Origin of the sequence: Neobacillus sp. D3-1R (assembly GCF_052180215.1) — a bacterium.
Classification (GTDB): Bacteria; Bacillota; Bacilli; order Bacillales; family Cytobacillaceae; genus Pseudoneobacillus.
Genome location: NZ_CP197471.1, coordinates 4,426,789 through 4,451,960 on the forward strand (window position 1 = coordinate 4,426,789; position 25,172 = coordinate 4,451,960).

General features: G+C 37.5%; 27 protein-coding genes and 4 tRNA genes. All 31 read right to left on the reverse strand.

Features of this window, described 5'->3' with window-relative positions:
* Nucleotides 1-3: 3 nt before the first annotated feature.
* The 31 genes from ACSBPO_RS22235 to ACSBPO_RS22385 all read right to left on the reverse strand — a co-directional run bounded on the left by ACSBPO_RS22235 (nucleotide 4) and on the right by ACSBPO_RS22385 (nucleotide 24,740).
* Nucleotides 4-798: a two-component system regulatory protein YycI gene (locus ACSBPO_RS22235; protein ID WP_442597201.1), complete on the reverse strand. Its 795-nt coding sequence runs from the start codon at nucleotides 796-798 to the stop codon at nucleotides 4-6.
* Nucleotides 785-2,107 carry a YycH family regulatory protein gene (locus tag ACSBPO_RS22240; protein ID WP_442597203.1) on the reverse strand — a complete coding sequence of 441 codons (1,323 nt, stop codon included), beginning with the start codon at nucleotides 2,105-2,107 and terminating at the stop codon, nucleotides 785-787. The genes ACSBPO_RS22235 and ACSBPO_RS22240 overlap by 14 nt, the downstream gene beginning before the upstream one ends.
* Nucleotides 2,104-3,930: a cell wall metabolism sensor histidine kinase WalK gene (walK, locus tag ACSBPO_RS22245; RefSeq protein ID WP_442597205.1), complete on the reverse strand. Its 1,827-nt coding sequence runs from the start codon at nucleotides 3,928-3,930 to the stop codon at nucleotides 2,104-2,106. The genes ACSBPO_RS22240 and walK overlap by 4 nt, the downstream gene beginning before the upstream one ends.
* 9 nt (nucleotides 3,931-3,939) lie before the next feature.
* Nucleotides 3,940-4,647, reverse strand: a complete 708-nt coding sequence (yycF, locus tag ACSBPO_RS22250) for a response regulator YycF (protein ID WP_442597207.1) — start codon at nucleotides 4,645-4,647, stop codon at nucleotides 3,940-3,942.
* 148 nt (nucleotides 4,648-4,795) lie between these two features.
* Nucleotides 4,796-6,250, reverse strand: coding sequence for a peptidoglycan DD-metalloendopeptidase family protein (locus tag ACSBPO_RS22255; RefSeq protein ID WP_442597209.1), 1,455 nt, complete (start codon nucleotides 6,248-6,250; stop codon nucleotides 4,796-4,798).
* 434 nt (nucleotides 6,251-6,684) lie between these two features.
* A tRNA-Phe gene (locus ACSBPO_RS22260) sits at nucleotides 6,685-6,757 on the reverse strand.
* A 6-nt stretch (nucleotides 6,758-6,763) separates the two neighbouring features.
* Nucleotides 6,764-6,839, reverse strand: a tRNA-Asp gene (locus ACSBPO_RS22265).
* 88 nt (nucleotides 6,840-6,927) lie between these two features.
* A tRNA-Glu gene (locus ACSBPO_RS22270) sits at nucleotides 6,928-6,999 on the reverse strand.
* A gap of 16 nt (nucleotides 7,000-7,015) precedes the next feature.
* Nucleotides 7,016-7,088 (reverse strand) — tRNA-Lys (locus ACSBPO_RS22275).
* Nucleotides 7,089-7,257: 169 nt separating this feature from the next.
* Nucleotides 7,258-8,550, reverse strand: coding sequence for an adenylosuccinate synthase (locus tag ACSBPO_RS22280; protein ID WP_442597210.1), 1,293 nt, complete (start codon nucleotides 8,548-8,550; stop codon nucleotides 7,258-7,260).
* Nucleotides 8,551-8,847: 297 nt separating this feature from the next.
* Complete coding sequence (gene dnaB, locus ACSBPO_RS22285) at nucleotides 8,848-10,197, reverse strand: replicative DNA helicase (RefSeq protein ID WP_442597212.1); 1,350 nt, start codon at nucleotides 10,195-10,197, stop codon at nucleotides 8,848-8,850.
* Between the two features lie 128 nt (nucleotides 10,198-10,325).
* Nucleotides 10,326-10,775, reverse strand: a complete 450-nt coding sequence (gene rplI, locus ACSBPO_RS22290; protein WP_442597214.1) for a 50S ribosomal protein L9 — start codon at nucleotides 10,773-10,775, stop codon at nucleotides 10,326-10,328.
* On the reverse strand, nucleotides 10,772-12,745 hold the full coding sequence (locus ACSBPO_RS22295; RefSeq protein ID WP_442597216.1) for a DHH family phosphoesterase: 1,974 nt from the start codon (nucleotides 12,743-12,745) through the stop codon (nucleotides 10,772-10,774). The genes rplI and ACSBPO_RS22295 overlap by 4 nt, the downstream gene beginning before the upstream one ends.
* Before the next feature lie 79 nt (nucleotides 12,746-12,824).
* Nucleotides 12,825-13,766: a YybS family protein gene (locus ACSBPO_RS22300; RefSeq protein WP_442597218.1), complete on the reverse strand. Its 942-nt coding sequence runs from the start codon at nucleotides 13,764-13,766 to the stop codon at nucleotides 12,825-12,827.
* 141 nt (nucleotides 13,767-13,907) lie between these two features.
* Nucleotides 13,908-14,153 carry a 30S ribosomal protein S18 gene (gene rpsR / locus ACSBPO_RS22305; RefSeq protein ID WP_442597220.1) on the reverse strand — a complete coding sequence of 82 codons (246 nt, stop codon included), beginning with the start codon at nucleotides 14,151-14,153 and terminating at the stop codon, nucleotides 13,908-13,910.
* Nucleotides 14,154-14,209: 56 nt separating this feature from the next.
* Nucleotides 14,210-14,707 carry a single-stranded DNA-binding protein gene (gene ssb, locus ACSBPO_RS22310; protein WP_442597222.1) on the reverse strand — a complete coding sequence of 166 codons (498 nt, stop codon included), beginning with the start codon at nucleotides 14,705-14,707 and terminating at the stop codon, nucleotides 14,210-14,212.
* A gap of 68 nt (nucleotides 14,708-14,775) precedes the next feature.
* Complete coding sequence (rpsF, locus tag ACSBPO_RS22315) at nucleotides 14,776-15,063, reverse strand: 30S ribosomal protein S6 (RefSeq protein WP_442597224.1); 288 nt, start codon at nucleotides 15,061-15,063, stop codon at nucleotides 14,776-14,778.
* 162 nt (nucleotides 15,064-15,225) lie between these two features.
* Nucleotides 15,226-16,326 carry a redox-regulated ATPase YchF gene (ychF, locus tag ACSBPO_RS22320; RefSeq protein WP_442597226.1) on the reverse strand — a complete coding sequence of 367 codons (1,101 nt, stop codon included), beginning with the start codon at nucleotides 16,324-16,326 and terminating at the stop codon, nucleotides 15,226-15,228.
* A gap of 393 nt (nucleotides 16,327-16,719) precedes the next feature.
* Nucleotides 16,720-16,920, reverse strand: coding sequence for a helix-turn-helix domain-containing protein (locus tag ACSBPO_RS22325; RefSeq protein WP_442597228.1), 201 nt, complete (start codon nucleotides 16,918-16,920; stop codon nucleotides 16,720-16,722).
* 152 nt (nucleotides 16,921-17,072) lie between these two features.
* The gene (deoC, locus tag ACSBPO_RS22330; RefSeq protein WP_442597230.1) at nucleotides 17,073-17,873 is read right to left on the reverse strand and encodes a deoxyribose-phosphate aldolase; all 801 of its coding nucleotides are present in this window, start codon (nucleotides 17,871-17,873) and stop codon (nucleotides 17,073-17,075) included.
* 192 nt (nucleotides 17,874-18,065) lie between these two features.
* Complete coding sequence (locus ACSBPO_RS22335; RefSeq protein WP_442597232.1) at nucleotides 18,066-18,332, reverse strand: EutN/CcmL family microcompartment protein; 267 nt, start codon at nucleotides 18,330-18,332, stop codon at nucleotides 18,066-18,068.
* 2 nt (nucleotides 18,333-18,334) lie between these two features.
* On the reverse strand, nucleotides 18,335-18,610 hold the full coding sequence (locus tag ACSBPO_RS22340; protein WP_442597234.1) for a BMC domain-containing protein: 276 nt from the start codon (nucleotides 18,608-18,610) through the stop codon (nucleotides 18,335-18,337).
* A gap of 3 nt (nucleotides 18,611-18,613) precedes the next feature.
* Entirely contained in the window at nucleotides 18,614-18,895 is a 282-nt protein-coding gene (locus tag ACSBPO_RS22345; protein ID WP_442597236.1) for a EutN/CcmL family microcompartment protein, read from the reverse strand.
* A 4-nt stretch (nucleotides 18,896-18,899) separates the two neighbouring features.
* Nucleotides 18,900-19,364: a ribose 5-phosphate isomerase B gene (rpiB, locus tag ACSBPO_RS22350; RefSeq protein ID WP_442597238.1), complete on the reverse strand. Its 465-nt coding sequence runs from the start codon at nucleotides 19,362-19,364 to the stop codon at nucleotides 18,900-18,902.
* Nucleotides 19,365-19,376: 12 nt separating this feature from the next.
* On the reverse strand, nucleotides 19,377-20,207 hold the full coding sequence (gene tpiA / locus ACSBPO_RS22355) for a triose-phosphate isomerase (RefSeq protein ID WP_442597240.1): 831 nt from the start codon (nucleotides 20,205-20,207) through the stop codon (nucleotides 19,377-19,379).
* A 16-nt stretch (nucleotides 20,208-20,223) separates the two neighbouring features.
* Nucleotides 20,224-20,496 (reverse strand): BMC domain-containing protein, encoded by a 273-nt coding sequence (locus ACSBPO_RS22360; RefSeq protein WP_442600429.1) that lies wholly within the window; start codon nucleotides 20,494-20,496, stop codon nucleotides 20,224-20,226.
* A 152-nt stretch (nucleotides 20,497-20,648) separates the two neighbouring features.
* Nucleotides 20,649-22,076: an aldehyde dehydrogenase family protein gene (locus ACSBPO_RS22365; protein ID WP_442597242.1), complete on the reverse strand. Its 1,428-nt coding sequence runs from the start codon at nucleotides 22,074-22,076 to the stop codon at nucleotides 20,649-20,651.
* Nucleotides 22,077-22,096: 20 nt separating this feature from the next.
* Nucleotides 22,097-22,390 carry a EutN/CcmL family microcompartment protein gene (locus ACSBPO_RS22370; protein ID WP_442597244.1) on the reverse strand — a complete coding sequence of 98 codons (294 nt, stop codon included), beginning with the start codon at nucleotides 22,388-22,390 and terminating at the stop codon, nucleotides 22,097-22,099.
* Nucleotides 22,391-22,394: 4 nt separating this feature from the next.
* Nucleotides 22,395-23,117 (reverse strand): hypothetical protein, encoded by a 723-nt coding sequence (locus ACSBPO_RS22375; RefSeq protein ID WP_442597246.1) that lies wholly within the window; start codon nucleotides 23,115-23,117, stop codon nucleotides 22,395-22,397.
* A 28-nt stretch (nucleotides 23,118-23,145) separates the two neighbouring features.
* On the reverse strand, nucleotides 23,146-23,736 hold the full coding sequence (gene pduL / locus ACSBPO_RS22380) for a phosphate propanoyltransferase (RefSeq protein WP_442600430.1): 591 nt from the start codon (nucleotides 23,734-23,736) through the stop codon (nucleotides 23,146-23,148).
* A gap of 50 nt (nucleotides 23,737-23,786) precedes the next feature.
* Nucleotides 23,787-24,740 carry a sugar-binding transcriptional regulator gene (locus ACSBPO_RS22385; protein WP_442597248.1) on the reverse strand — a complete coding sequence of 318 codons (954 nt, stop codon included), beginning with the start codon at nucleotides 24,738-24,740 and terminating at the stop codon, nucleotides 23,787-23,789.
* Nucleotides 24,741-25,172 lie beyond the last annotated feature (432 nt).

Genomic DNA, 25,172 nt, shown 5'->3' on the forward strand with positions numbered 1-25,172 from the left:
TTTTCACTCCACTTTTATTTTTTCATCATTGTTAAATTGAATGATTTGTCCTTCAAAAGCATTAACATATAAATGGTCTTTATCTTCTACAACAATATGCCAAGTTGGGGTTAAAACTTGAGAAGCAGCCAACTGAACAAGTGTTGAGTATCCAAGCTCTACCTTTGTAATTCTACTCTTAGGCTTTAACAGACCCTTTTGATAAAGAGTTTCGATGGCCTTAATCGGTGGCAATATTTCTTCTTTTTCTGTGAGATTATCAATTTCATCTAAGTACGTTTGCTCATATGACATGATTTGAAGCTTATCATTTAAAAATAGAGTAACCTTACCATTGATATTTTCATAGAACATTTTATTATCGAACTTTTGATAAAAGGTGATGGTTTTTGATTCCTCATCCATTTCCCAAAAGCCGTACTGCTCACCAAAAAGAATAGAAGTTTTGATAAAGTTTTGTGCTTCGGCAGCATCAAAATTAGGATTTAATGAAATGGGATTTTCCAATACACTATGAATCATCGTTTTATCTATCACTGTAATGGATTGACCCTTCAAATTTTGTATTTCCTCATCCACAAATTCTTTTGGTTTTGCTGTTAAATACATATCATTTATGTTCGTTTTCGGCAGTTCCCCAAAAGTAATTTCGTTTGTCTTTAAATTGTCTTCTAACGATACCTCAGATATCAAATCATATTTATTTGCATCGCGTATTAACAAGAACTGATACATTAAATAAAGGTCGAGGATAAGGAACGAGATAATGAATATGGTTTTTATTTTACTCCAATCCATTACGCTCCCCCTTCACAGCATCCAAACGTATTTGTCCCCATTTGTCATTATACCGGTAAAACCAAGATGGTTCTAGAACAATAAGCTTGGGTTCTTTTGGATCTTTTTCCATGTGGTATCCTAGTCTTAAATCCGTTAACGACTCTGGTTTAAATCCTTTTTGTTTTTCTAGAAATTCGATTATTTTTTTCCCTGAGGGGGTAGTGATTTCCGACATCTCCGAACGTAAAGGTAAATCTAATGAAAAATTTGGTCTTAAATATTTATTAATTTCGTTTCGGCCCCAGACCTCAATAATCTCTGACATTCCACTTTCATTGAACACTGGATACCCGTCTGAACTATATAAACGAAACGTTACTTTTTGATTGAGTAAATCCAGGCCTACATAACGATAGGGATCTGTCCACCCTGCATGTTCATTGATAAATTCAATTCCTCTTTGTAAAATTTCAATGGAATTTCCTACAAATTCACTTTCCTCGATTGGATTTACATAAAAAAGCAGATTTGAATTTTTATAAATGTTCATCTTACTAGATCCATTTGTAAATTCTTCACCCTCTGGAATAGGTGATTTTTGAACGAAGCTTGGGTCAGTAAAGAGAGCTTCCTTAAATTTATCGGAATCTAGAAAATCAGGGAAATACTTGTACTGTATCATGTTCGTATCATTTTCAGGAATAAATAAGGCTTTTTCCTTTGATGGCTGATATAGAAAATAGGATGGATAACGATACGCAACCTTATAAAAACTACGATTAAAATTAGTTAAATTCGTACTGCTAACATGACTAATAAAAACAATTTTTTTCTCGTAGTCTACAAAATAAATGGTACCAGTCTCTTTTTGAATATTATCCATATCAATGACAATTCGGTCAAAACTGAATCTTGGTAACGATTTATTTTCAAAATCTAAAACATTTTTATAAATATCAATAGGGACCTTCTCGGGAAATATGATTTCTACATTACCGTTACCATGGATCGTTTGTGTAAAATCTTCCACCTTATTGGTATAGTTTTTCAGATCATAGATATTCCAATCACTCATCTCGTGAATCATTTTATCAATTTCAACGGTATTGATCGTTCCATAATGTGAATTTTGATAATGAAATATCACCTTATCCGGTTTTACCACTTTCTTTATATCTCTTTTCTCCCCTATGGCCACTTCTTGGACATATTTTGTATTTTCCATTAGCTCATAATTAGGTTGATAGGTCCAAAGATTCCAAGTGAGAAAAAAACTACTTAATACAAGGAACGTTAATATTGTCGATTTAATATTTTCATACGTCATGACCAATCATCCTCTTCGGAGCGTTCGTATGGGAGAGTGAAAGAAATCGTTGTTCCTCTTCCTTCCTCACTTAACGCCCATATATCCCCACCATGTGCATTCACCATTTCCTTGGCAATAGCTAGTCCTAAACCAGTACCTCCAAGTTTTCTCGTTCTAGCTTTATCCACACGATAAAATCGATCAAAAATATTCTCAAGGTTTTCTTTTGGAATACCCATTCCCTTATCGGAGATACTAACCACAATTTCATCCGTTTTTTCTTCTAAAGAGAAGGTAACTTGTCCACCTTCAGGTGAGTACTTTAATGCATTTGAAATAATATTATCTAAGACTTGAGTCATTTTATCTTCATCAATATCTACAAAAACAGGGTATTCTGGTAAATTCCGTTCAAAGACAACGTTTTGTTCCTTCGTTAGTTCAAAACGGTCAATAATCCGATGAAAATATGGAATAAAATTAACCCATTCCTTTGAAAGACGATAATCTTTACTATCCATTTTTGATAGCTGTAATAGATCTGTTACTAAACGAATCATTCGCTCTGTTTCGGTTTGAGTGACTTCCAGGAATTTCGGTGCAATTTCATCGTCCTGCCAAGCTCCGTCCGCTAATGCCTCTAAATAACTTCTCATCGTCGTTAAAGGCGTTCGTAGCTCATGAGATACATTCGCTACGAATTCTCTTCGTTCCATATCGATTTTTTCCTGCTCCGTAATATCATGTAAGACCGTAATTAGTCCATTCACAAATCCTGTTTCTTTTTGAATGACAGAAAAATTTGCTCTCAGGATATAATGTTTATGTTTCGTACTATAATCAAGAATAACTGAATCCTGTTCTTCCAATAAATCCTCAAAGGAATAATCTTCTTCAAGGCCTAACAAAGAAACAATGGATTGAGAAAGAACTGTTTCACGTGAAACAGAAAGCATTTTGGCAGCAGGTTCATTGATTAGAATGACACGCCCTTTTCGATCTGTCGCTATCACACCATCTGTCATATAAGAAAGGACAGACGAAAGCTTCCTTCTCTCTCCTTCGGTCGTAGCTTGAGCCTCTTGCAGCTTCTTTGTTAAATTGTTAAAAGTGATCGCCAGTTGCCCAATTTCATCGTATCCATACACTTTAACCTTCCTGGAAAAATTCCCTTTTGCCATGGCTAGGGCTTGTTTTTTCATATCAGAAATAGGTCTTGTAATCGTTTGGGCCAATAAAACCCCTAAAATGGCTGTAATGACTAAGGCAATTGCGGTTCCAGTAGCCAAAATATTATTAATGGTTTTCATTTGGGTAAAAACATTTTCAATTTTTGCTACCAAATAGATCGAACCTATAACTTCACGATTTGATTTGATCGGTCTAGCTAAGACCCATGTTCGATATCCTCTTTTAGGATCAATAAGGATTTCACTTTCCTCTGCTTCTAATGCAATAGAACGTTTAACAATCAACTCTGTTGTTCTTTGACCGACAATTCCTTGATTATCTGAATCCGAAGTGCCTATAATCTTTAGTGTCCTACCATCAATAACACGTATTTCAGAAATATCGACAGCCCGATAATCTCTTAATATTTTTTTGATCGCATCTTCTTTTGATAAATCCTCTTTTCCCCGTTCCTTTACCAATTCCTCTTCAATATCGTAGGCTAATAAATCCACTCTTTCATTAAAGGAATGAATGGTATTGGTTAGAAGCGTGTCTTCTAATTGCCTTACAAAATAGACTCCAATTATTTGCATAGCAATTAAAATCAGTAGTACATAAATTAAAACAAACTTTAAATGAATAGATCGAAAAAAACCTACTTTTTTCATTTAAAAATCTTACTCCTGTTCAGGATTCCGCAGATAGTAACCTACTCCTCTACGTGTCACAATCCAAGTTGGATGGCTTGGACTATCTTCAATTTTCTCACGAAGTCTTCTTACTGTTACATCGACAGTCCTTACATCTCCATAATAATCATAGCCCCAAACAGTCTGTAGCAAGTGCTCCCTTGTCATCACTTGGCCTATATGCTTGGCAAGATAATGAAGAAGCTCAAATTCGCGGTGTGTTAATTCAATCATTTCACCACGTTTAGACACAACATAGGCATCAGGGTGTATGGTTAAAGAGCCAATAGAAATTTCATTGGTTTCCTCTTCTAAATCAGCTGCAGTAGCCACTTGCTGATGACGGCGAAGATTTGCTTTTACCCTAGCAATTAATTCTCTTGTACTAAATGGTTTAGTGACATAATCATCTGCACCTAATTCAAGGCCCAAAACTTTATCGATTTCAGAGTCCTTTGCCGTCAGCATGATAATGGGAATCTCATATTTTTTCCTTACTTCCCGACATACCTCCATACCATCACGTTGTGGAAGCATAATATCTAACAGAATTAAGTCCGGTTGTATTTCTTCAACTTTTCTAAGTGCCTCGTTACCGTCATAAGCACAAATGACGTCATAACCCTCTTTTTTTAGGTTAAATTGTAATATATCTGCAATGGGTTTCTCATCGTCTACAACTAGAATCTTTTTCACGTATGTTCTCCCCTTATAATAAAATTGATTATCACTTCATTGTAATAAAACACATACTTATCATTACTTTACCATTTCTCTAAATTGAATTCATCTAGTAGCAATAAAAAGAGTCTCTAGAAGGGTCTAGAGACTCATATATTTTATTTTATCTTATATAATTTAACGGATTCACTAATGCGCCATTCTTATATACTTCGAAATGCAAGTGAGTACCAGTCGAATCACCCGTTGAGCCCATTACTCCAATTTGAGAGCCCTTTGGAACCGTCTGACCAACATTTACCCCAATAGAAGATAAATGAGCGTAAACGGTACGGTAACCGTTTTGATGGTCAACGATAATTTTGTTACCGTAACCGCCATCCCATCCTGCAAAAACGACTACACCGTTATCCGCGGCTTTAATAGTACGGTTGCTCGGTCTAGCAATATCAATTCCTTTATGCATCTTACTCCAGCGGTATCCCATATTACTGGAAATATAACCGCCTACCGTTGGCCAAACGAAGCTGCCATCTCCACGGGAAGGTATCACTTTTGTTCCCTTCATTACGATATAAGCAACTGGCTCACTTAGAACCTTTTCTTGGATTGCCTGTTTTTTCACCGTATGACCGCTTTGTTGAGAGATTCTATAGGTTACAGCGCGTAAACCTGTTTGGCCTTCCTGCTTAACCTTCGTATCCCCTTTGAACATGTTATCATTTTCTTCCACTTTTTTTGGATAAGGGATTTCTTCCTTCAAAAATACTTCCTTATCAACCATTACTCTTACTAGTGGTTCTGGAACCATTACGTTAAGTTCTTGGCCAATTTTTATCATCGAATCCTCAGTCATGCCTGGATTTAAATCCAATAACTGCTTTAGCTTTAATTGATGGTCACTGGCAATCGATCCTAACACATCTCCATCTTGCACTATGTATTTCTTCTCTTCTAAAGTGCCTTTTTGAATGTATTTCAACGCTTCTGCTACAGTAAATATTTTATTTGGGGAAACTTTTTCTTTTTGTATTGAAACATTTTCAGAAAAATAAACGTCTAATATACGAGTCTCATTTTCCTTCAATGCTGGTAAAGAAGTACTTGGAACCTTCTTTCTTAATTCAAGCTCCTGCAATTGTTCCTCTGTTACATACTTTAACTTTAGGCCGTCAATAACTTCTTGGGCCATTTGTTCATTTTCGAGATAAACAGAAGCATCCCCAAAGGTTACTGCCGCAGAATCAACTTTAGGCTTTAATTCATCCTGTAAAGTATCTTTCACCAATTCATTATCGGCATTAGATCTGAATACTTGTTCTGGTATATAGGACAATTGTGACTCTAGAGATAGGTCATATTCTTTATACATTTCTTTAAATTGCTCTGATTTTTCTTCTACAACTTCTTTTACTACATCTTTATCAGATATAGTTCCAATGTATTCATTATTTAAATAAACGTAGTATACAGTTGTTAGGCCTTCACTTGCTAATGGATTGTTAGCCATACATAAGGCAAAAGAAGAGGCAACTAACGACGTAAACGCCACCTTTTTTATACTAGGTAAGCTTGCTTTTGTTAGACACCTGGGTAAATTTTTTAGATTCTTAAACATTATTACGATCCTCCTAAACTACGAAACCTTTTATTTTCTCGTAATCTAGTGCTATATAACTATATGTGAATATTTCTGCAATTTAGCACTTCTTAACTTTAACATAAAAATAGGAAAAAAGTTTACTAGTCTTTATAATGTAACAAAATTGTATAAATACTGACATTTTGTAACTAATATTGGTAGTGAATTGGTAATAGGAAAAATTTGTTTTTGAACTTTCAGATAGTTATTTTATACCATAATAGCTTGATTGTTGACTAGCTATAAGGAATTACTTTTTTCATTATGGAATAGGACAAGTTTCAGAGTCAAACAAATTAGGCTTGTCCTTATATTACATTTACATTACAAATATGACAGATTGTACGATTTTATATAAAAAAATAGAAAAAGAGGCTGATTCATGGAGAATCAACCTCTTTTTCATGGGATGGCTCAGGACGGAATCGAACCGCCGACACAAGGATTTTCAGTCCTTTGCTCTACCGACTGAGCTACTGAGCCATATAATGGCGGTCCCGACGGGAATCGAACCCGCGATCTCCTGCGTGACAGGCAGGCATGTTAACCGCTACACCACGGGACCAGTATAAAAACAAAAAATAAGTTATGTAGTATTGGTAGCCAGCTCGGAAACCGTCCTAGCCAGTCACTCACTGACTACCAAATGCCAATGACCCATACGGGATTCGAACCCGTGTTACCGCCGTGAAAGGGCGGTGTCTTAACCGCTTGACCAATGGGCCATATTCTATTGAAAAGTGAGCCATGAAGGACTCGAACCTTCGACCCTCTGATTAAAAGTCAGATGCTCTACCGACTGAGCTAATGGCTCATACAAAAAAACTTAACGTCTTATGACGACGTTTTTTATACTAACATAATATAATACTAAATTGCAATGTTTTTTTAGAAAAAATATTAAATGTTTTTTTAGGATCTATTTAAAAGATAAAGGAAGTCGGAGAATATCCCCTCCAACTTCCCAATAAATCATTTACCTATTAACTTTGTCTCCATGGGCTTCTTACCACATTGGTTTGCAAGCGGTCAGGACCAACAGAGAAAATAGACAATGGAATACCTGTTAATTGGCTAATTCGCTCTAAATAATGACGCGCATTTGCAGGTAACTCATCTAATGACTTACAGCCAGTAATATCTTCTGTCCAACCAGGGAATTCTTCATAAACTGGTTCACATTGAGATAAAACCTTTAAGCTTGCTGGGAATTCTTCAATGATTTCACCTTGGTAACGGTAAGCCACACAAATTTTTAAGGTTTCAATACCTGTTAATACATCGATGGAGTTCAGTGATAAGTCTGTAATGCCGCTGACACGGCGAGCATGGCGAACGACCACACTGTCAAACCAACCTACGCGGCGTGGTCTTCCTGTCGTTGTACCATATTCTCTACCGACCTCACGAATTTGGTTACCGATTTCATTATTTAGTTCTGTTGGGAATGGACCATCACCAACACGAGTTGTATATGCCTTAGAAACACCGACAACATGTTTAATCTTCGTTGGGCCAACACCAGAGCCAATTGTTACGCCTCCTGCAACAGGATTGGACGATGTAACAAATGGATAAGTACCTTGGTCAATATCTAACATGACACCTTGGGCACCTTCAAACAGCACTCTGCGGCCTTCATCTAATGCATTATTTAGGACAACGGAAGTATCGCAAACGAGATGTTTAATTTGTTGACCATATCCATAGTATTCATCAAGAATATCTTCTAATTGGAAACCAGCCGTTTCATAAATACGTTCGAATAAACGGTTTTTCTCCTCTAGATTTCTCATTAATTTTTCTTCAAAAACTTCTTTATCAAGTAAATCGGCAATTCGAATCCCTACACGCGCAGCTTTATCCATATAGGCTGGTCCGATTCCCTTTTTGGTTGTTCCTATTTTATTTGCACCTTTGCGTTCTTCTTCTACCTCATCCAATTTTAGATGATAAGGTAAAATGACATGAGCACGGTTACTAATTCGTAAATTATCAGTTGTGATTCCTCTTTCATGTAGATACGCTAACTCTTTTACAAGAGCTTTAGGATCCACAACCATTCCATTTCCAATAACAGAAATCTTATCTTTATAAAAGATACCAGATGGAATTAAGTGTAGCTTATAGGTTTCACCACCAAAACGAATGGTATGGCCTGCATTATTTCCACCTTGATAACGAGCGATTACCTCGGCATTTTCCGAAAGAAAATCTGTAATCTTCCCTTTTCCTTCGTCTCCCCACTGAGTTCCTACTACTACAACTGATGACACGCCCTGCACCTCCAAATGATTGGAAAAGTTATTAATTTCACTAAAACCATACCTAGTTTACCAGTAACAGAACTAAAAAGTCAATGAAACACGAACATTTTATTATATTTTTTCTAAATATGTTCGTTAATTATAACTTTATACTCAAACCCATATTATCTCATTTTATTCTTAAACTAGTTTTCCGACAAAGACATCATTTTATCCAAGTTTATCCTACTTTTTTTTCCTTAAAAAAGCTTTATTCACATAAAAAAAGAGACTAGCTCTATTAAAAAGCTAATCTCTTAAATCGTGCTATCCGACATCTTCAAATCGTCTCTCTAAATTGACGAATTTATTATATTCTTTTACAAAGGCGAGTGACACCGTACCTGTCGGGCCGTTACGCTGTTTTGCGATAATAATCTCAATAATGTTTTTATTCTCAGATTCCTTATCATAGTAATCATCACGATACAAGAACGCTACAATATCAGCGTCCTGCTCGATACTTCCAGATTCACGAATATCTGACATCATCGGACGTTTATCTTGACGTTGCTCAAGTCCACGAGATAACTGTGATAACGCAATGACTGGAATTTGAAGCTCACGGGCAAGTCCTTTTAAGGAACGAGAAATTTCAGAGATTTCCTGTTGACGGTTTTCTCCGCCTCGTCCACTACCTAAAATAAGCTGTAGGTAATCAATTAAGATCATTCCTAGTCCGTGTTCTTGTTTTAGACGACGGCACTTGGCACGAATATCACTAATTCGAACACCTGGAGTATCATCAATAAAAATACCTGCATTAGACAAACTACCCATAGCCATGGTTAATTTGCCCCAGTCTTCATCGGTTAATGTACCTGTACGCAAACGTTGAGCGTCAATATTCCCTTCAGCACAAAGCATACGCATAACAAGCTGCTCGGCACCCATCTCTAAACTAAAGATAGCTACGTTTTCCCCTGCACGTGTTGCAACGTTTTGGGCAATATTTAAGGCAAAGGCCGTTTTCCCTACGGATGGACGTGCTCCAACAATAATAAGGTCATTTCGTTGGAAACCAGCGGTCATACGGTCTAACTCGGCAAAGCCTGTTGGTATACCGGTAACATCACCTGTACGTTGATGTAATGTTTCAATATTATCGTATGTTCGAACAAGGACATCTTTAATATTATGGAATGCACTTGCGTTCTTACGCTGTGCCACTTCCATAATGCTTTTTTCTGCTTCCCCTAGTAGGGATTCCACTTCGTCCTCACGAGTATATCCATCTTGTGCAATTTCTGTTGCTGTTCGGATTAATCGTCTTAAAAGAGACTTTTCCCCAACAATATTAGCGTAATATTCAATATTGGCTGCTGTAGGAACGGATCCTGCCAATTCACTTAAATAACTAACTCCACCCACATCTTCTAAAATTTTCGATGCTGCTAAATTTTCCGTTACGGTGATGAGGTCGACCGCTTTCCCTTGGTCACTCAAATTCAACATGGCATTAAAAATCTTTTGATGGGCAGCGCGATAAAAATCTTCTGGTATAAGGATTTCCGTTGCTGGTGTTAAGGCGGATGGTTCAAGGAAAATAGCACCTAACACGGCTTGTTCCGCTTCGATATTTTGCGGCGGAAGACGATCTGCAAATAAATCACTCATCTATTAAACCTCCTTCAATAGAGGAAAGTATTTTTATCAAGAAAAAAATGTGATCAGCCTAAAATAGCGATCACATTTGTATTAACATTTATCATTTTATCATGTTTTTGTCGTTTGTGGTCGAAAAATTAATTTCCTTCTTTTACATGAACATTTAATGTGGCTGTTACTTCAGTATGAAGTTTAACTGGAACCTTAGTAAATCCTAACGTACGAATCGCATCGTTTAGTTCCATTTTTCTTTTGTCTATTTTTATATTAAATTTCTTTTGTAGTTCATCAGAGATTTGTTTGGTTGTAATAGAACCAAATAAACGTCCGCCTTCACCAGATTTAGCACTTAGTTCAACCGTAATCTTTTCTAATTCCACTTTAAGCTTTTTAGCTTCTTCAAGTTCTGCTGCAGCTTGCTTTTCTTCCGATTTTTTTTGAGCATTTAAGCTTGATATTGCCCCTTGATTTGCTTCGACTGCAAGCCCTTGCTTAATAAGGAAATTTTGTGCATATCCATCAGCGACATTTTTTACTTCACCTTTTTTCCCTTTACCTTTAACGTCCTTTAAAAAGATCACTTTCATTCTTTTTTTCCTCCCTCAAAATAATCTGAAATGGCGGTTTTTAATTTTTGTTCCGCTTCATCCATCGTCATATTCGTAAGCTGAGTAGCTGCATTCGTTAAATGCCCTCCACCGTCCAAGCTTTCCATAATCAGCTGTACGTTCACTCCACCTAATGAGCGAGCACTTATGCCTATCACCTGATCATTTCGTTTTGAAACGACAAAGGCAGCCTGTACGCCATCCATCGTTAACAGTGTATCAGCCGCTTGGGCAATCAACACTTGATTAAAAATATCATGGTCTTTTCCCTTAGCTATGGCAATACCTTCACGGAAAAACTCGACCGATTCGATTAGTTTAGCCTTTTTCACATACGTATCAACATCTTCTTTTAAAAACTTTTGCACTAATACGGTATCTGCCCCTTGTGCTCTTAAATAGGAGGCCGCATCAAAAGTTCTTGAGCCTGTTCTTAAAGTGAAGCTTTTTGTATCAACAATAATACCAGCTAATAAAGCAGTTGCTTCAAGCATTTCAATCTTTAACCGTTTTGGCTGATATTCTAATAGCTCCGTAACTAGTTCAGCTGTAGATGAGGCATATGGTTCCATATAGACGAGAAGAGGATTCTCAATGAATTCTTCCCCTCTTCGGTGATGGTCAATCACTACTACTTTATCTATTTTTGTTAATAATCGTGCTTCAATAACGAGAGAAGGCTTATGGGTATCGACGACAACTAATAAGGTATCTTCCGTTGCTATTTCTAGAGCTTGTTCTGGTGTAATGAACCTAGTGAATAACTTTTCGTTATTTTTGGTTTCATCCATTAACCTTTTAACTCCAGTATCAATTTCATGGAAATTCATCACAATAAAGCCTTCGCGTTGGTTCATTTGAGCAACCTTTTGAATCCCTATTGCGGCCCCCACAGCATCCATATCAGGGTTTTTATGTCCCATGACGATAACCTTATCACTTTCAATTATCAACTCTTTTAAGGCATGTGAGATTACTCTCGCACGGACCCTTGTTCGTTTCTCCATTGGGTTCGTCTTTCCGCCGAAAAACTTTACTTTCCCGTTAGGCTGTTTGATTGCCACCTGGTCGCCACCCCGACCAAGCGCTAAATCTAGGCTTGATTGGGCAAGAGTTCCTAATTCCGGTAAAGACGTAACACCTGCCCCAACACCAATACTTAATGTAAGAGGAACATTTTGCTTTGCTGTTGTTTCTCGTACTTCATCTAAGATCGTGAATTTTCCCTTTTCTAACTGATTGAGGATATGTTCATTAAATACACCAATAAATCGTTCAGAAGAAACTCGCTTTAAAAAAACGCCGTTTTCCGTTGCCCAATGATTAAGAATGGACGTAACCAAACTATTTAAGCTGCTTCGCATCTGGTCATCCATACCTTGTGTTAACTCATCATAATTATCTAGAAAAATAATGGCAATGACCGTTCGTTCATCATGATACATTTTTTCAATCTCTGATTGCTCTGTTACATCAAAAAAGTATAGAAGTCGTTCATCCCTTTTATGGATAACCCGAAACTTTCGGTCATGAAGCATGATATTTTCTGTCTCTACCTCTTGTTTAATAAGGGGGATCAGGACATCTGCTACATCATATAAAGATCTGCCTATTAAAGTATCTTCATCAAAAGAAGATGCTAAAAATGGGTTTGCCCATTCAATAAAGTAGTCGTCATTAATAAGCATAATTCCAATTGGCATTTCCATTAATGCTTCTTCTCCTACTTTTTTAACTCGGTAGGATAAGGTAGCTATGTAGTCTTCCACTTCTTTCCTCTGTTTTCGGTCCACTTCAAAAATATAATAGTAAGGAAAAAACAGAGCGATTAATCCAATAAGCCCAAAGACCCAATTATAAAAGGTTAAAACACTAAGCACCAGAAAGGTTAAGCCCATTAACCCATATAATAGGTAGCGTAGAGAACGCTTTTCCAAATATGCAGGCATTTCTTCAGCTCCTATTTAGTAAAACTTCAGCAGTGGAGAAGTTGATCAATCACCTCTACCATACTTGAGTAGAAATACATCACTTTTTGACTAATCTTTTCCTTAAGTCAAATCCTAAGTCAATTATACCTAATATCCTAATAATATAAAGCACTAAAGGAAGAATGAATAGAAACACCGTTATTAAAATAGGTACAGCCTTAGCCCATCCTTTTTGATAGCTGATAAAGTAAACAAAGGATAATCCTTGAATCACTAAAATGATTTGCAAAATATAAGCTAAATTCCATAAAGCTAAATAAAGATAGCTACCTGTTTCAGGGTTTAATACTAACGATAAAATAACTGTTATTAAGTAATACCAAAGAATGCTTTTTGGTAAGGAGATTTCACGAAATGCTTTCCAATGAGAAACCGTCAAACCAAATCTTTTTAAAATTGGAAAGTTGATTAATTGAAGCAAGAAAACAAAAATAAACGAACTGATCACAAACATACTCGGCATTAATGTATCAACCATAGAGATAAAAGAATCTAATTGTTCTTTAAGTTTATCAGCTTCTGCATTATTTCCTACTGTGTCCATTATTTTGAAAGACATATCAAAGGACTTTTTTAACATGGTTGTGGCTTCTTCCACAAAATTAAATTTAAAGAAGGCTACAGCAATACCATATTGAATTAATAAATTGATTAAGAAAACGATAGATGAAACTAATAATATAGTTGTTCTGCTTTTATTTTTTTGACTTAAGTATCCTAAAGCAATTCCTGTTGTACCAAATATAAGAGCCATTGGAAGGGCAAGAAAGGACCCTACAATCATGGATAATCCTAATGATGCTACTAAAAATACGATAATCCCTTTCCAATCATGTTTCCAGGAAAAATAAATAAATGGTAATGGTAAAAACCATATGATCACTAGCCCTAAAACAGGCACATATAAATTTAAAAGCATCAATATAGCAAAGACGGCTAATAAAACAGCCCCTTCCGTAAGCCTTCGAGCATTTTTCACCTTTTCACCCCAATTAAAAAATTCTGTTTTTAACTTATTTTACTGCCTAATGATGGAACGTTCAACTTATCAACTTGAATAAATATCTTTATAAAAGAAAAAAGCAGTAAGGAATTCTCCTTACTGCTTTTAGAATGGTTATTATTCACCAGAAACGTATGGTAATAAAGCCATTTGACGAGCACGTTTGATAGCAATCGTTAATTTACGTTGGTATTTCGCGCTTGTACCAGTTACACGACGTGGTAAAATCTTTCCACGTTCAGAAATAAACTTCTTAAGAAGATCTACTTCTTTGTAATCGATTTTTGTGATTCCATGAGAAGTGAAATAACACACTTTACGACGTTTTGCACGTCCGCCTCTGCGTCCACCTTGACCTGCCATTATAAGCGCCTCCTTTTTAAGAAAATAGTTTCGTTCCAGTTATAACTAGGTTCGTATTAGAATGGAAGATCGTCATCTGAAATATCAATTTGTCCACTATTTGCAAACGGATCTTCATCAATACGTGTATAACCTTGATTGTTAGATTGTTGTTGATTCTGGTTACTGAATGGAGCTCTCTCTTTTGGAGGATTATTGTAGTATCCGCCTTCACCGCGATCACCTGATGCAGCACCCTTAGGTTCAAGGAATTGAACACTTTCGGCCATAACTTCTGTCACGTATACACGTTTTCCATCTTGTCCTTCATAATTGCGCGTTTGAATACGTCCGTCAACGCCAGCTAAGCTTCCTTTTTTAAGGAAATTAGCAACGTTTTCTGCAGGACGGCGCCAAATAACACAGTTAATAAAGTCCGTTTCCTTTTCACCTTGCTGATTAGTAAATGTACGATTTACTGCCAGTGTAAAAGTGGCAACTGGTACTCCGTTTGGAGTATATCTTAGTTCAGGGTCTTTTGTTAATCTTCCAACAAGTATAACTCGATTCATCATCAGAACCAACTCCTCTCTTCTAACATGTTTCACGTGGAACTTTTGATGTTTATATTATATGTTAAGTCTTATTCTTCTTCTTTAATAACGATGTGGCGAATGATATCTTCGCTGATCTTAGCTAAACGAGAGAATTCTTCTACCGCAGCTGGTGAAGCGTTAACTTTCACTAATTGGTAGTAGCCATCACGGAAATCATTGATTTCATATGCAAGACGACGCTTACCCCAATCTTTCGCTTCTGCGACCTCCGCACCATTATCAGTTAAAATTCCACTGAAACGCTCAACTAGAGCTTTTTTAGCTTCATCTTCAATGTTTGGGCGGATGATGTACATAACTTCGTACTTTCTCATCACTGTCACCTCCTTTTGGTCTAAACGGCCCTATTGGGCAAGGAGCAATTATTCATTACTCACAAGGTAAAAGTATAGCATAGTCTTTTCTTAAAAGCAACGACATGATTCGCTATCACTTCATACATAAGAAAAACCCCTTAAATAAGGGGCTGATTTTAATTAAACATTAAAACGGAAATGGATGATATCTCCGTCTTTTACTTCGTATTCCTTACCTTCAAGTCGTACTTTTCCAGCTTCTTTAGCCGCTGTCATACTTCCACCTGCTAATAAATCTTCATAAGCTACCGTTTCTGCACGGATAAATCCACGTTCGAAGTCAGAGTGAATGATTCCAGCACATTGAGGTGCTTTCATTCCTCTGCGGAAAGTCCAAGCGCGAACCTCTTGTACCCCAGCAGTAAAGTAAGTAGCTAGTCCAAGTAGGCTGTAAGCTGCTCTAATTAATTGATCTAAACCAGATTCTTCAATGCCTAGTTCTTGTAAGAACATTGTCTTTTCTTCGCCTTCTAGCTCAGCAATTTCAGATTCAATCTTTGCACAAATAACGATGACTTCTGCATTATCTTTAGCTGCAAATTCACGTACCTTTTGTACATATTCGTTTCCTGATGGATCCGCAACATCATCTTCACTAACGTTTGCTACATAAAGAACAGGTTTAATCGTTAATAGATGAAGACCTTTTGCGATTTTCAGTTGTTCATCAGTGAAATCAACTGTACGTGCAGGCTTTTCAGATTCAAAGGCATCTCTAAGCATCGTTAATACTTCGATTTCAACCATTGCATCTTTATCTTTTTGACGTGCCATTTTTTCAACACGGCCGATTCTTTTTTCAACAGACTCCAAATCAGCAAGAATTAATTCAAGATTAATTACCTCGATATCATCAATTGGATCGACTTTACCGGAAACATGTGTAATGTTTTCATCTTCAAAACAACGTACTACCTGACAGATAGCATCTACTTCTCGGATATTGGCTAGGAATTTGTTACCTAAACCTTCCCCTTTACTAGCACCTTTAACGATACCAGCAATATCTGTAAACTCAAATGCTGTTGGAACTGTTTTTTTAGGTTGAACAAGCTCAGTTAATTTGACTAAGCGTTCATCAGGAACTTCTACAATCCCTACATTGGGGTCAATTGTACAGAACGGATAGTTTGCTGATTCTGCTCCAGCTTGTGTAATTGCATTAAATAATGTCGACTTACCAACGTTTGGCAAACCCACAATACCTGCTGTTAAAGCCATATTGCCACTCCTCATTTCTTATAATATCTATGTCATCAAAAATGTTATTTCCATTTATAAACCACTCACAATTATAGAGATTTGCCCTAAAAAAGACAAGCCTTATTAAGAATCGAGTAAATAGGGAATATTTTTTATAAGTCACTCTAATTATAAAGGTGTATTAAAGGTTATTGTTGATTTTGATTTTGACAATTTGTTGATTGGAGAGGAAGCCGCTTGACTCCTGGGGGATTAGCGTTACAGGCGAGACCCCACAGGAGCGTAAGCGACGAGGAGGCTCGACGAACGCCCCCCGGAAAGCAAGCGGCTGGATCGGAAATCAACAACCAAGTTTAACAAAAACAAAATAAAAAAACAGTCTACCTTTTGCAGACTGTTATAGTGTCATTATTATATAGAAACATCACCAATTTTAAAACTACAGTTTAAGGTATTTGTGATTTTTTCTAAAATAGATAGCTGTGGGTCTAGTAATCCTTTTTCAAGATTTTGAACGGTTTCCGTATCTAAACCAACAACATTAGCAAACTGGTCTACATCCCAGCCTCTTAATGTTCTCATCTGTACGATTTGCTTACCAATAGTATTCATTACCCCACACCTTTCATAAAATGTAAGCGTTTTCTATCCTCATTATACAAACTACTATAACTTTTATCAATATAATGATAATTTTGAATCTTTAGGCTGCTACTTTAGGAGGGAAAAGACCCTAGCGATTAGGGTCTTTTTATCTTAACTATTTAGTAACTACCTGTACCTTTTTCACCTTTAACAATCGCAATACCCGCACTTGCCCCGATACGTGTTGCACCAGCGGCTACTAATTTACGTGCAGTATCTAAATCGCGAACACCAGCAGAAGCTTTAACGCCCATGTCTGGCCCTACTGCTTCACGCATTAAGGCAATATCTTCCGGTGTAGCCACACCAGGTCCGAATCCAGTTGAAGTTTTAACAAAATCAGCTCCAGCCATTTTCGATAACATACAAGCCTTTTTCTTTTCTTCATCTGTTAAGTAACCTGTTTCAATAATGACTTTAACAACTGCTTGTCCTTTAACAGCTAACACGACACCTTCAATGTCCTTCTTTACTGTTTCATAGTCACCAGATTTTAAAGCACCAATATTGATTACCATATCGATTTCAGTTGCACCATCAGCAAGTGCATCACGTGCTTCTGAGATTTTTGAGAATGTGCTTGTTGATCCTAATGGGAAACCAACTACTGTTGTAATCCCAACTTTACTTCCTTTAAGAACCTCAGCCGCTGTACTAACCCAGAATGGATTCACACAAACAGTAGCAAAGTTGTACTCGATTGCTTCCTTACAAATCTGTACGATTTGATCTTTCGTGCTTTCTGGTTTTAATAATGTATGATCAATCAGTCGGGCAATTTGTGGCCCAGTAATGACTTTGTTATCAAAGTAAGATGGTTTTAATGTGCTAACCACCTGAGCTGGCTGGCTTGCACCTGCATTCGTAATTTGAGTCATTACTTGTTCTGTAATTTGTTTAATCAATAATTCCATGTCCAACTGAACTCACCTCCGTATGTTGTCTAGCTCCGACGGGGAAGAAAGCACTTCATTTCTTCCTTGCTAGGGGCTCGAGGGAAAAATAAAAACCATTTTTCCTTGGTCAAATAACCTCAAACCATGAAGTCAAAGAACGACTGCATCGGTTTGAGAACATTGCTTGTCGCCCCTGAGCAAGCCGTCTCCGCTTTTCTATGATTCTAGATAGTCTACGATTCCAACTATAATGGCATCTACTGCTGCATCTGGTTTTTTTAATATTTCCCGTGCAGAGCCGCCTTCTTCTATAATGATGACGATATCTCCAATACCTGCTTGGGCTGCATCAACAGCCACAAACGAGTCACCGATCACTTTACCTTCGATATCTATTGGTTCAACGACCATAAACTTTTGGCTGTTATGACTTGGTGTTTTAATGGTGGAAACCATATTTCCTATTACTCTAGCAATTTTCATTATTAAGCTTGTTGAGGTAAAATTTTCTCAATATCTGAGTGTGGTCTTGGGATCACATGAACAGAAAGTAATTCACCTACACGGCCAGCTGCATCTGCACCCGCTTCAGTAGCTGCTTTAACAGCGCCTACATCTCCGCGTACCATCACACAAATTAAGCCTCCACCCACATTTACTTTACCAACTAACGTAACGTTAGCTGCTTTTGTCATAGCATCTGCTGCTTCAATTGCACCAACTAAACCTTTAGTTTCGATCATACCTAATGCGTTACTCATGTATTATTCCTCCATTTTTTGTATGTGATAGTGTTCAATAATCCCCATAATACCTGCATCAGAAGCAGTTAGCTCCCGGTCAAGTGGAAGGGAAGATTCCTTGCTTTTAGCCATATATACGATATCACCTTGTCCAGACTGACGAATGGTATCAATCGCGATAATGGGCTTGCCTTTAGGATTTAAATCATCGTTTAAGGGTTGAACAACAAGTAACTTCAGACCTTGCAAACTCTCATCCTTTTGTGTACACACAACATTCCCAATGACTTTGCCTATAAACATCTGATTACCTGCTTTCGCGCTTGATGAATCGACTTTCGATTTCCATAATCTTCGTCACGCGTTTATCATGACGACCACCTTCAAAAGGTGTTTCTAACCAAGTTTTAGCCATTTGCAATGCTAATCCTTGTCCAAGAAGCTGACCTCCGATAGAAAGTACGTTTGCGTTATTATGCAGGCGGCTATTCATGACGGAGGAAAGATCCCAGCATACGGCTGCCCGAACACCTGGAATTTTATTTAATGTCATGCCGCTTCCAATTCCAGCTCCATCAATCATGATTCCTACATAATCATCATGAGTTGCGACACATTCACCAACAAGGAAGGCAACATCAGGATAATCAACCGCTTCCTTGCTGTGACAACCGAAATCGATATATTGATAACCTAAACTGGTCAATTGCTTTTTGATGGCTTCTTTTAATTCAAAACCACCGTGGTCACTACCGATCGCTACTTTTTTCATGGTTTTCCCCCCTTAACAAAACGCCTGAATAATTTTTGAAAAATCGCCTGCTTTTAAGCTAGCTCCACCAACTAATAACCCATTGATATCAGCCATAGCACTAAATTCCTTTGCATTCTCAGGCTTCGCTGACCCCCCATATAAAATAGGAGTCCTTCCAGCAGTCACACCAAAATGCTTGGATAAAACAGACCGGATAAAATGATGTACTTCCTGCGCTTGTTCAGGTGCAGCTGACTGTCCTGTGCCAATAGCCCAAACAGGCTCATAAGCAATGATGACACGTGAAATATCTTGTATATTTTGAAGTGCCGAGAGAATTTGCTCCTCTACAACAACGTTCGTTTTTTGTTGCTTACGTTCTTCTTCCGATTCTCCAACACAAAGGATTGGAATTAAACCTGTATTTAATGCGTGTTTTACTTTTTGATGAATAAAAGAGTTCGTTTCACCTATTGCACGTCTTTCGGAATGTCCAATGATGACATACTCACAGCCAACATCAACTAGCTGTTCCGCTGACACATCCCCCGTAAAGGCTCCTTTTGACTCAGAATGCACATTTTGTGCCCCAATAGAAAAGAGAGCATTTAATTTTATTTGCCAGCCATTTAAGACATACAAATAAGGAGCAGGTGGACAAATCACGACATCAACAGGAACGTTCGTTTTTGAAAAATCGTAGACAAACTCCGAAATAGAATCCAAGTTCATATTCATTTTCCAATTTGCGACCACAATGGGCTTAATCTTTTCATTGGTTACTAACTGGTTTGAAAGAGAACTAGTTACGGCTTGTCTGACCATTTTTTCGATATAACTTTCCAGCATGGTTTGAGACATCACTATTTACACCTACTTAAGCTTTCGGTAAAATTCCTTCCACTTCTCCATTTGGTCTTGGAATAACATGAACAGAAATTAATTGTCCCACACGTCCAGCCGCTTCTGCACCCGCTTCAGTCGCTGCTTTAACTGCACCCACATCCCCACGTACTAAAACGCTTACAAGTCCAGCACCAATCATTTCTTTACCCACTAATGTTACATTTGCTGCTTTTACCATTGCATCTGCAGCTTCAATTGCTCCAACTAAACCTTTTGTTTCAATCATTCCTAATGCTTCTTTCATGTGATTTCCTCCTTGTATTGGCTGATTTTCAGCCGCATTTTTATTTATTGAAGCGGAAGCTTTTGGCCTCCCTTTTTTCTTACCATTCTTTTCTGTTTTGGATGGGTCTTGATTTGTGTGATCTGGTTTCTCAGACATCTACATGACCTCGCTTACACTATTCTAAATCCATCTACTAAGACACAACGTCTTTGACGACTAAAAGTTCTAGCTGATGTTAAGCCTTCTCCTGTTGGACCAGCGATGGTTAAAGTCGTAAATCCTTCAGCATTGAAACCAAGCCCTGAATAAGACGGACCATTTTTCACAAAAATAGTTGCTTGGATTTCCCGCGCCATTTTCGTTAAGTTCGTCACATTCTGTGAGTGCATAATCGCAGTATGACGATTGCCTTTTTCTGCTTTAACAGCCATTTCAATCGCTGTATCTACATTGGATACTTTTACAATCGGTAAAATTGGCATCAGCATTTCTGTCCAAATCAGTGGATGATCATAGGACGTTTCTGCAATGACTAGGCGGACAGACGAATCTACTTTCTTGCCAATTGCTGCTAATAAAACCTCAGCATTTTTTCCGATATAGTCACGATTTGGATAATACTTTCCGTCTTTTTCTACTAAAATGACTTTTAATAATTTTTCTAATTCAAAGCCTTTTAGCTCGACTGCACCATTTTTCAGCATTTCTTGCTTTAGTGCATTTGCCACTTTATCAACGACAAATACTTCTTTTTCAGCTGTACAAAGAACATTGTTATCGAAGCTTGCTCCACTGACTATATCCTTACCTGCTTTGACAATATCAGCTGTTTCATCCACTACTACCGGTGGATTACCTGGACCAGCTGCAATAACCTTCTTACCAGTTTTCATAGCAGCCTTTACCACGATTCCTCCGCCAGTAACGACAAGAACACGAATCGCTGGGTGTTCCATTACTTGTTTACTTGTATCAAGATTAGGAGAAGCGACGGCCGTTAAGACATTTTCAGGCCCTCCAGCAGAAACAATGGCTCTATTTAATAGTTTAAGAGTTTGCAGACTTACCTTTTTTGCACTTGGATGTGGGTTATATACGACCACATTACCTGCAGCAACAATTGAAATACTATTATTAATAAGGGTTGCCGCTGGATTCGTAGAAGGTGTAATCGAACCGACGATTCCAAATGGAGCATATTCCACTAGAGTCATTCCGTCGTCCCCAGTATAGGTCGTGCTGACTAAATCCTCTACACCAGGTGTTTTATTAGCGGCAAGCAGGTTCTTAGCCATTTTGTCTTCTATTCTGCCTAAACCTGTTTCTTCTACAGCCATTTTTGCTAATTCTTCCGCATGCTGGATACTAATTTCGCGCATAGCTTGAATTATTTTTCTACGACCTTCAAGAGATACATGACGCATTTTCCCTTCAGCAATTTTGGAAGCTGCGACAGCTTCATCTACTGTAGTAAAAACGCCATCTCCTAGGGCAATTTCAGATGCAGAATAGGATACTGTATTACTAGCTGCTTGACCCGTAATATTAGCAAGCACTTGTTCCACTAGCTTTTGAATATCTTTTTCACTAACTTGCATGTTCTTGTCCCCCCTTTATCCTACTTTTTTTCAAAGGTTAACTTACCTTCGATTTCCACTTGATCGATGATTCCAATAATGGCAGCATCCACCGGGGTTCCATTGGTTACAGCAGTTTGCCTTGCGGAGCTACCGCTAACAACCATCACGACTTCCCCTTTACCTGAACCAACTGTATCAATTGCAATCACAGGCTTGCCATCGGGCTCTATGGAAATGAAATCAAGCGGCTGAACAATCAATAACTTTTTGCCTTGAAGCTTTTCAGCTTTACAAGTTGAAACGACATTTCCGATTACTTTCCCTATAATCATGCTTTTACTCCTTTTGCTTTATTAAGACCCCTAATTCTCTTGCATAATCTTTACACATTGGAGTAATTAAACTGTTTTTCGGTACGACCAATTGTGACTCGCCCATTTTGGCTGCTTCCTCAATATGCTTGGCCAATACGACATGACGACTTTCTGTAACACTATTAAAATAGGACTCTAGCCATTTACGAATACTAGATAAAGCCAGAACTTGAACTTTATCTTCCCTTACTTGTCTTATGTATGTTTGAATTCTTCTTGTTACCGTAAAGGGAGCAGTGATGTTTTGAGTACCCTTAGGGGTGAGATAATCACTAGCTAGTATGATTTGTTTTCCGTCCATTTGCATTTGGATCGTAATCCACAGCGGGAAGCCTTCATCCATAGTCAAGGAAAGCTTTGCTAGAGTGGAGTAACTTGCCGTTGCATAAAGCAGGATATCCGACTTTTGCATTTCATTCATGATTTCCTCTAAATGGTCTTCATGTAATGGAACGGTTTTTACATTGCCTATTTCTTCTGGAATCGAAGTCCAGCTATTTGTTACCAATAAAGTAACTTGATAGGTGTCTGCAATCGCTTTCAATTTTATCCAAACATCGCCTTTATCCAGGGTTCTCTGTTCGTCTAGGATAATCAATAAGCGTTTATTTTTAGGTGATTTTTTTTCTTTATTCAAGTAATCCATGACCATTCTTCGGACAATCGATTCAATTTTTTCCTTCACTCGCATTCCCCCCTTACTTGAACATGCTTTATCCTTTTAAAAGCACACCCAATTGGCCACTTTTTATTTGTGCAGCATTGGCTTCATCCAAATCAATGTGCATTTCAAGCTTGTACCTTGGTGAAACACGAATCAATACATGGTCAAAGGTAACACCTCTCTGGCCTAACACTTTGACTTGAACTCGTTCACCGTTTGTCACATTGAAATGAGCGGCATCTTCTGGATTCATATGTATATGTCTAGCTGCACAGATAAGGCCTTGTTCCACCTTCAATTGCCCGCGGGGGCCTTGAATGATAATGGAAGGGGTTCCGTCAATATCTCCTGAGTCCCGAATGGGAGGAGTCACTCCTAATGTAAAGCCATCAAATAACGAGATCTCAACTTGGGTGTCACCCCGTGCTGGTCCCAGAACTCTAACCTTTTCAATCTTACCTTTAGGACCAATTAAAGTAACCGTTTCCTTACTAGCAAATTGACCTGGCTGTGATAAGTCTTTCCATTTATTTAATTGATAGTTCCTGCCAAATAATCTTTCTACATGCTCCTTCGAAAGATGAACATGGCGATTAGATACAGCAATAGGAACTTCTAGTTGTCTTTGATGTTTTGCCAATGTTTTCAAGGTTACTTCTCTAATAAGTTGAACTAACTCTGTTTGTTCCACTACTCTTTTCCCTCCTCATCTAATGTGAGTAATATTTGAGCAGTGTTTTGGTCTGTAATGAGAACATTTGTATATTGGCCTTTTAATGCTCCGATGATGGCATCTACCTTCTCCATTCCTCCAGCAATAAGGATACTGTAGTGCTTATTTTTCAAATCGGACAAATGGATACCAATCGTTCGTTCATCTAATTGTTGATTACAAATATTTCCCTCTACATCAATAATTCTTGAACAAATGTCACCGACTGCATTTTGAGATTTTAACTGTTCAAAGTCTTCCGAAGAAAAATAGCCTGCTTTAAATAAAGTTGATTCCTTCGTAAGTTCTCCTACCGTAAAAAGTGCAATATCACACTCTTTGCCTAAATTAAGTACTCGTTTAATTTGTTGATCAGAGTGGATGGCACTTGCTACTACAGGATGATCCACAACCGCTGGTAATGGAAGAAAGTGTGGATAGGTGTTAAATGCAGCGCTTAAATCATTAAGTATTTCAGCCGCATATGTATTGGTTTCAGAGTAGCTAATTCCACCATTTAGTTGAACCACCGTTACTCCCTTTACATTTTTGGGTTTTACTCGTTGGGCTACTTCATATAAAGTTGTCCCCCAAGTCGTACCGATGATATCACCATTTTGAACAATTTCTCCAATATAGGCAGCTGCTGCTTTTCCTAGTTCCACTTTCATGCTTTCCTCATTTACTTCTGGAACAGGAATGATAATACAATGCTTTAACTGAAATGCTTCTTTCACAGAATTGGCTAGTTTTTCTGTACTTTCTAATTGATCAAAAATTTTAATTTGAACAATCCCTAGTTCTTTTGCTTGCTGGAGCATTCTTGAAACAGAAGGTCTTGAAATCCCTAGCTTTTCTGCAATCCTTTGCTGACTAAGGTCAAATTGATAATATAACCTAGCGACTTCTATCAATTTACTTAGGTTCTTCATACTTAATAGAAATACCCCTTTTGATATTTTGTTAAATACAGTTTGAACATTTGTTCAATCTCAGTATAATATGTTTTCAATACCCAAGCAAGAATATTCAAAAATATTTTTTAAATTCGATAATTCCATAAATCGTCCACTATTTTTACAAAAAATGGGACAAATGTTCATAGAAGGCTGAGCAAATATATAATAGATAGTCTCTGTTGAACATAACGGATTGTAGGTCCGATAAATTTATCTCTATTTTTTATAGGACACAGGGTTCGTTATTTGTGTTTTAAATTCACCAATTTTCAGCACCTTTTATAAAACTAACAAAAATTTCGCTATTGGAGATTGATATACCAGCATAAAAAAAGAGATGCAAATTAGCGTGCTAATTGCATCTCCAAAAGCTATGCTATTACGTATTGAGTTTAACCCTCTCAA

Bases quoted from the DNA above. Each gene is read 5' to 3' on its own strand.
- tpiA (WP_442597240.1), bottom strand. From the start codon at position 20,207: ATGTCTCAAACCATGCTGGAAAGTTATATCGAAAAAATGGTCAGACAA.
- ACSBPO_RS22360 (WP_442600429.1), bottom strand. From the start codon at position 20,496: ATGAAAGAAGCATTAGGAATGATTGAAACAAAAGGTTTAGTTGGAGCA.
- ACSBPO_RS22335 (WP_442597232.1), bottom strand. From the start codon at position 18,332: ATGAAAATTGCTAGAGTAATAGGAAATATGGTTTCCACCATTAAAACA.
- rpiB (WP_442597238.1), bottom strand. From the start codon at position 19,364: ATGAAAAAAGTAGCGATCGGTAGTGACCACGGTGGTTTTGAATTAAAA.
- ACSBPO_RS22365 (WP_442597242.1), bottom strand. From the start codon at position 22,076: ATGCAAGTTAGTGAAAAAGATATTCAAAAGCTAGTGGAACAAGTGCTT.
- ACSBPO_RS22255 (WP_442597209.1), bottom strand. From the start codon at position 6,250: ATGTTTAAGAATCTAAAAAATTTACCCAGGTGTCTAACAAAAGCAAGC.
- ACSBPO_RS22235 (WP_442597201.1), bottom strand. From the start codon at position 798: ATGGATTGGAGTAAAATAAAAACCATATTCATTATCTCGTTCCTTATC.
- ACSBPO_RS22370 (WP_442597244.1), bottom strand. From the start codon at position 22,390: ATGATTATAGGGAAAGTAATCGGAAATGTCGTTTCAACTTGTAAAGCT.
- dnaB (WP_442597212.1), bottom strand. From the start codon at position 10,197: ATGAGTGATTTATTTGCAGATCGTCTTCCGCCGCAAAATATCGAAGCG.
- rplI (WP_442597214.1), bottom strand. From the start codon at position 10,775: ATGAAAGTGATCTTTTTAAAGGACGTTAAAGGTAAAGGGAAAAAAGGT.
- ssb (WP_442597222.1), bottom strand. From the start codon at position 14,707: ATGATGAATCGAGTTATACTTGTTGGAAGATTAACAAAAGACCCTGAA.
- ACSBPO_RS22295 (WP_442597216.1), bottom strand. From the start codon at position 12,745: ATGCCTGCATATTTGGAAAAGCGTTCTCTACGCTACCTATTATATGGG.
- ychF (WP_442597226.1), bottom strand. From the start codon at position 16,326: ATGGCTTTAACAGCAGGTATTGTGGGTTTGCCAAACGTTGGTAAGTCG.
- ACSBPO_RS22340 (WP_442597234.1), bottom strand. From the start codon at position 18,610: ATGAGTAACGCATTAGGTATGATCGAAACTAAAGGTTTAGTTGGTGCA.
- rpsF (WP_442597224.1), bottom strand. From the start codon at position 15,063: ATGAGAAAGTACGAAGTTATGTACATCATCCGCCCAAACATTGAAGAT.
- ACSBPO_RS22345 (WP_442597236.1), bottom strand. From the start codon at position 18,895: ATGTTTATAGGCAAAGTCATTGGGAATGTTGTGTGTACACAAAAGGAT.
- ACSBPO_RS22385 (WP_442597248.1), bottom strand. From the start codon at position 24,740: ATGAAGAACCTAAGTAAATTGATAGAAGTCGCTAGGTTATATTATCAA.
- rpsR (WP_442597220.1), bottom strand. From the start codon at position 14,153: ATGGCAGGTCAAGGTGGACGCAGAGGCGGACGTGCAAAACGTCGTAAA.
- ACSBPO_RS22240 (WP_442597203.1), bottom strand. From the start codon at position 2,107: ATGACGTATGAAAATATTAAATCGACAATATTAACGTTCCTTGTATTA.
- ACSBPO_RS22325 (WP_442597228.1), bottom strand. From the start codon at position 16,920: ATGAATACTATTGGTAAGCAAATCGTACAGATGAGAACATTAAGAGGC.
- walK (WP_442597205.1), bottom strand. From the start codon at position 3,930: ATGAAAAAAGTAGGTTTTTTTCGATCTATTCATTTAAAGTTTGTTTTA.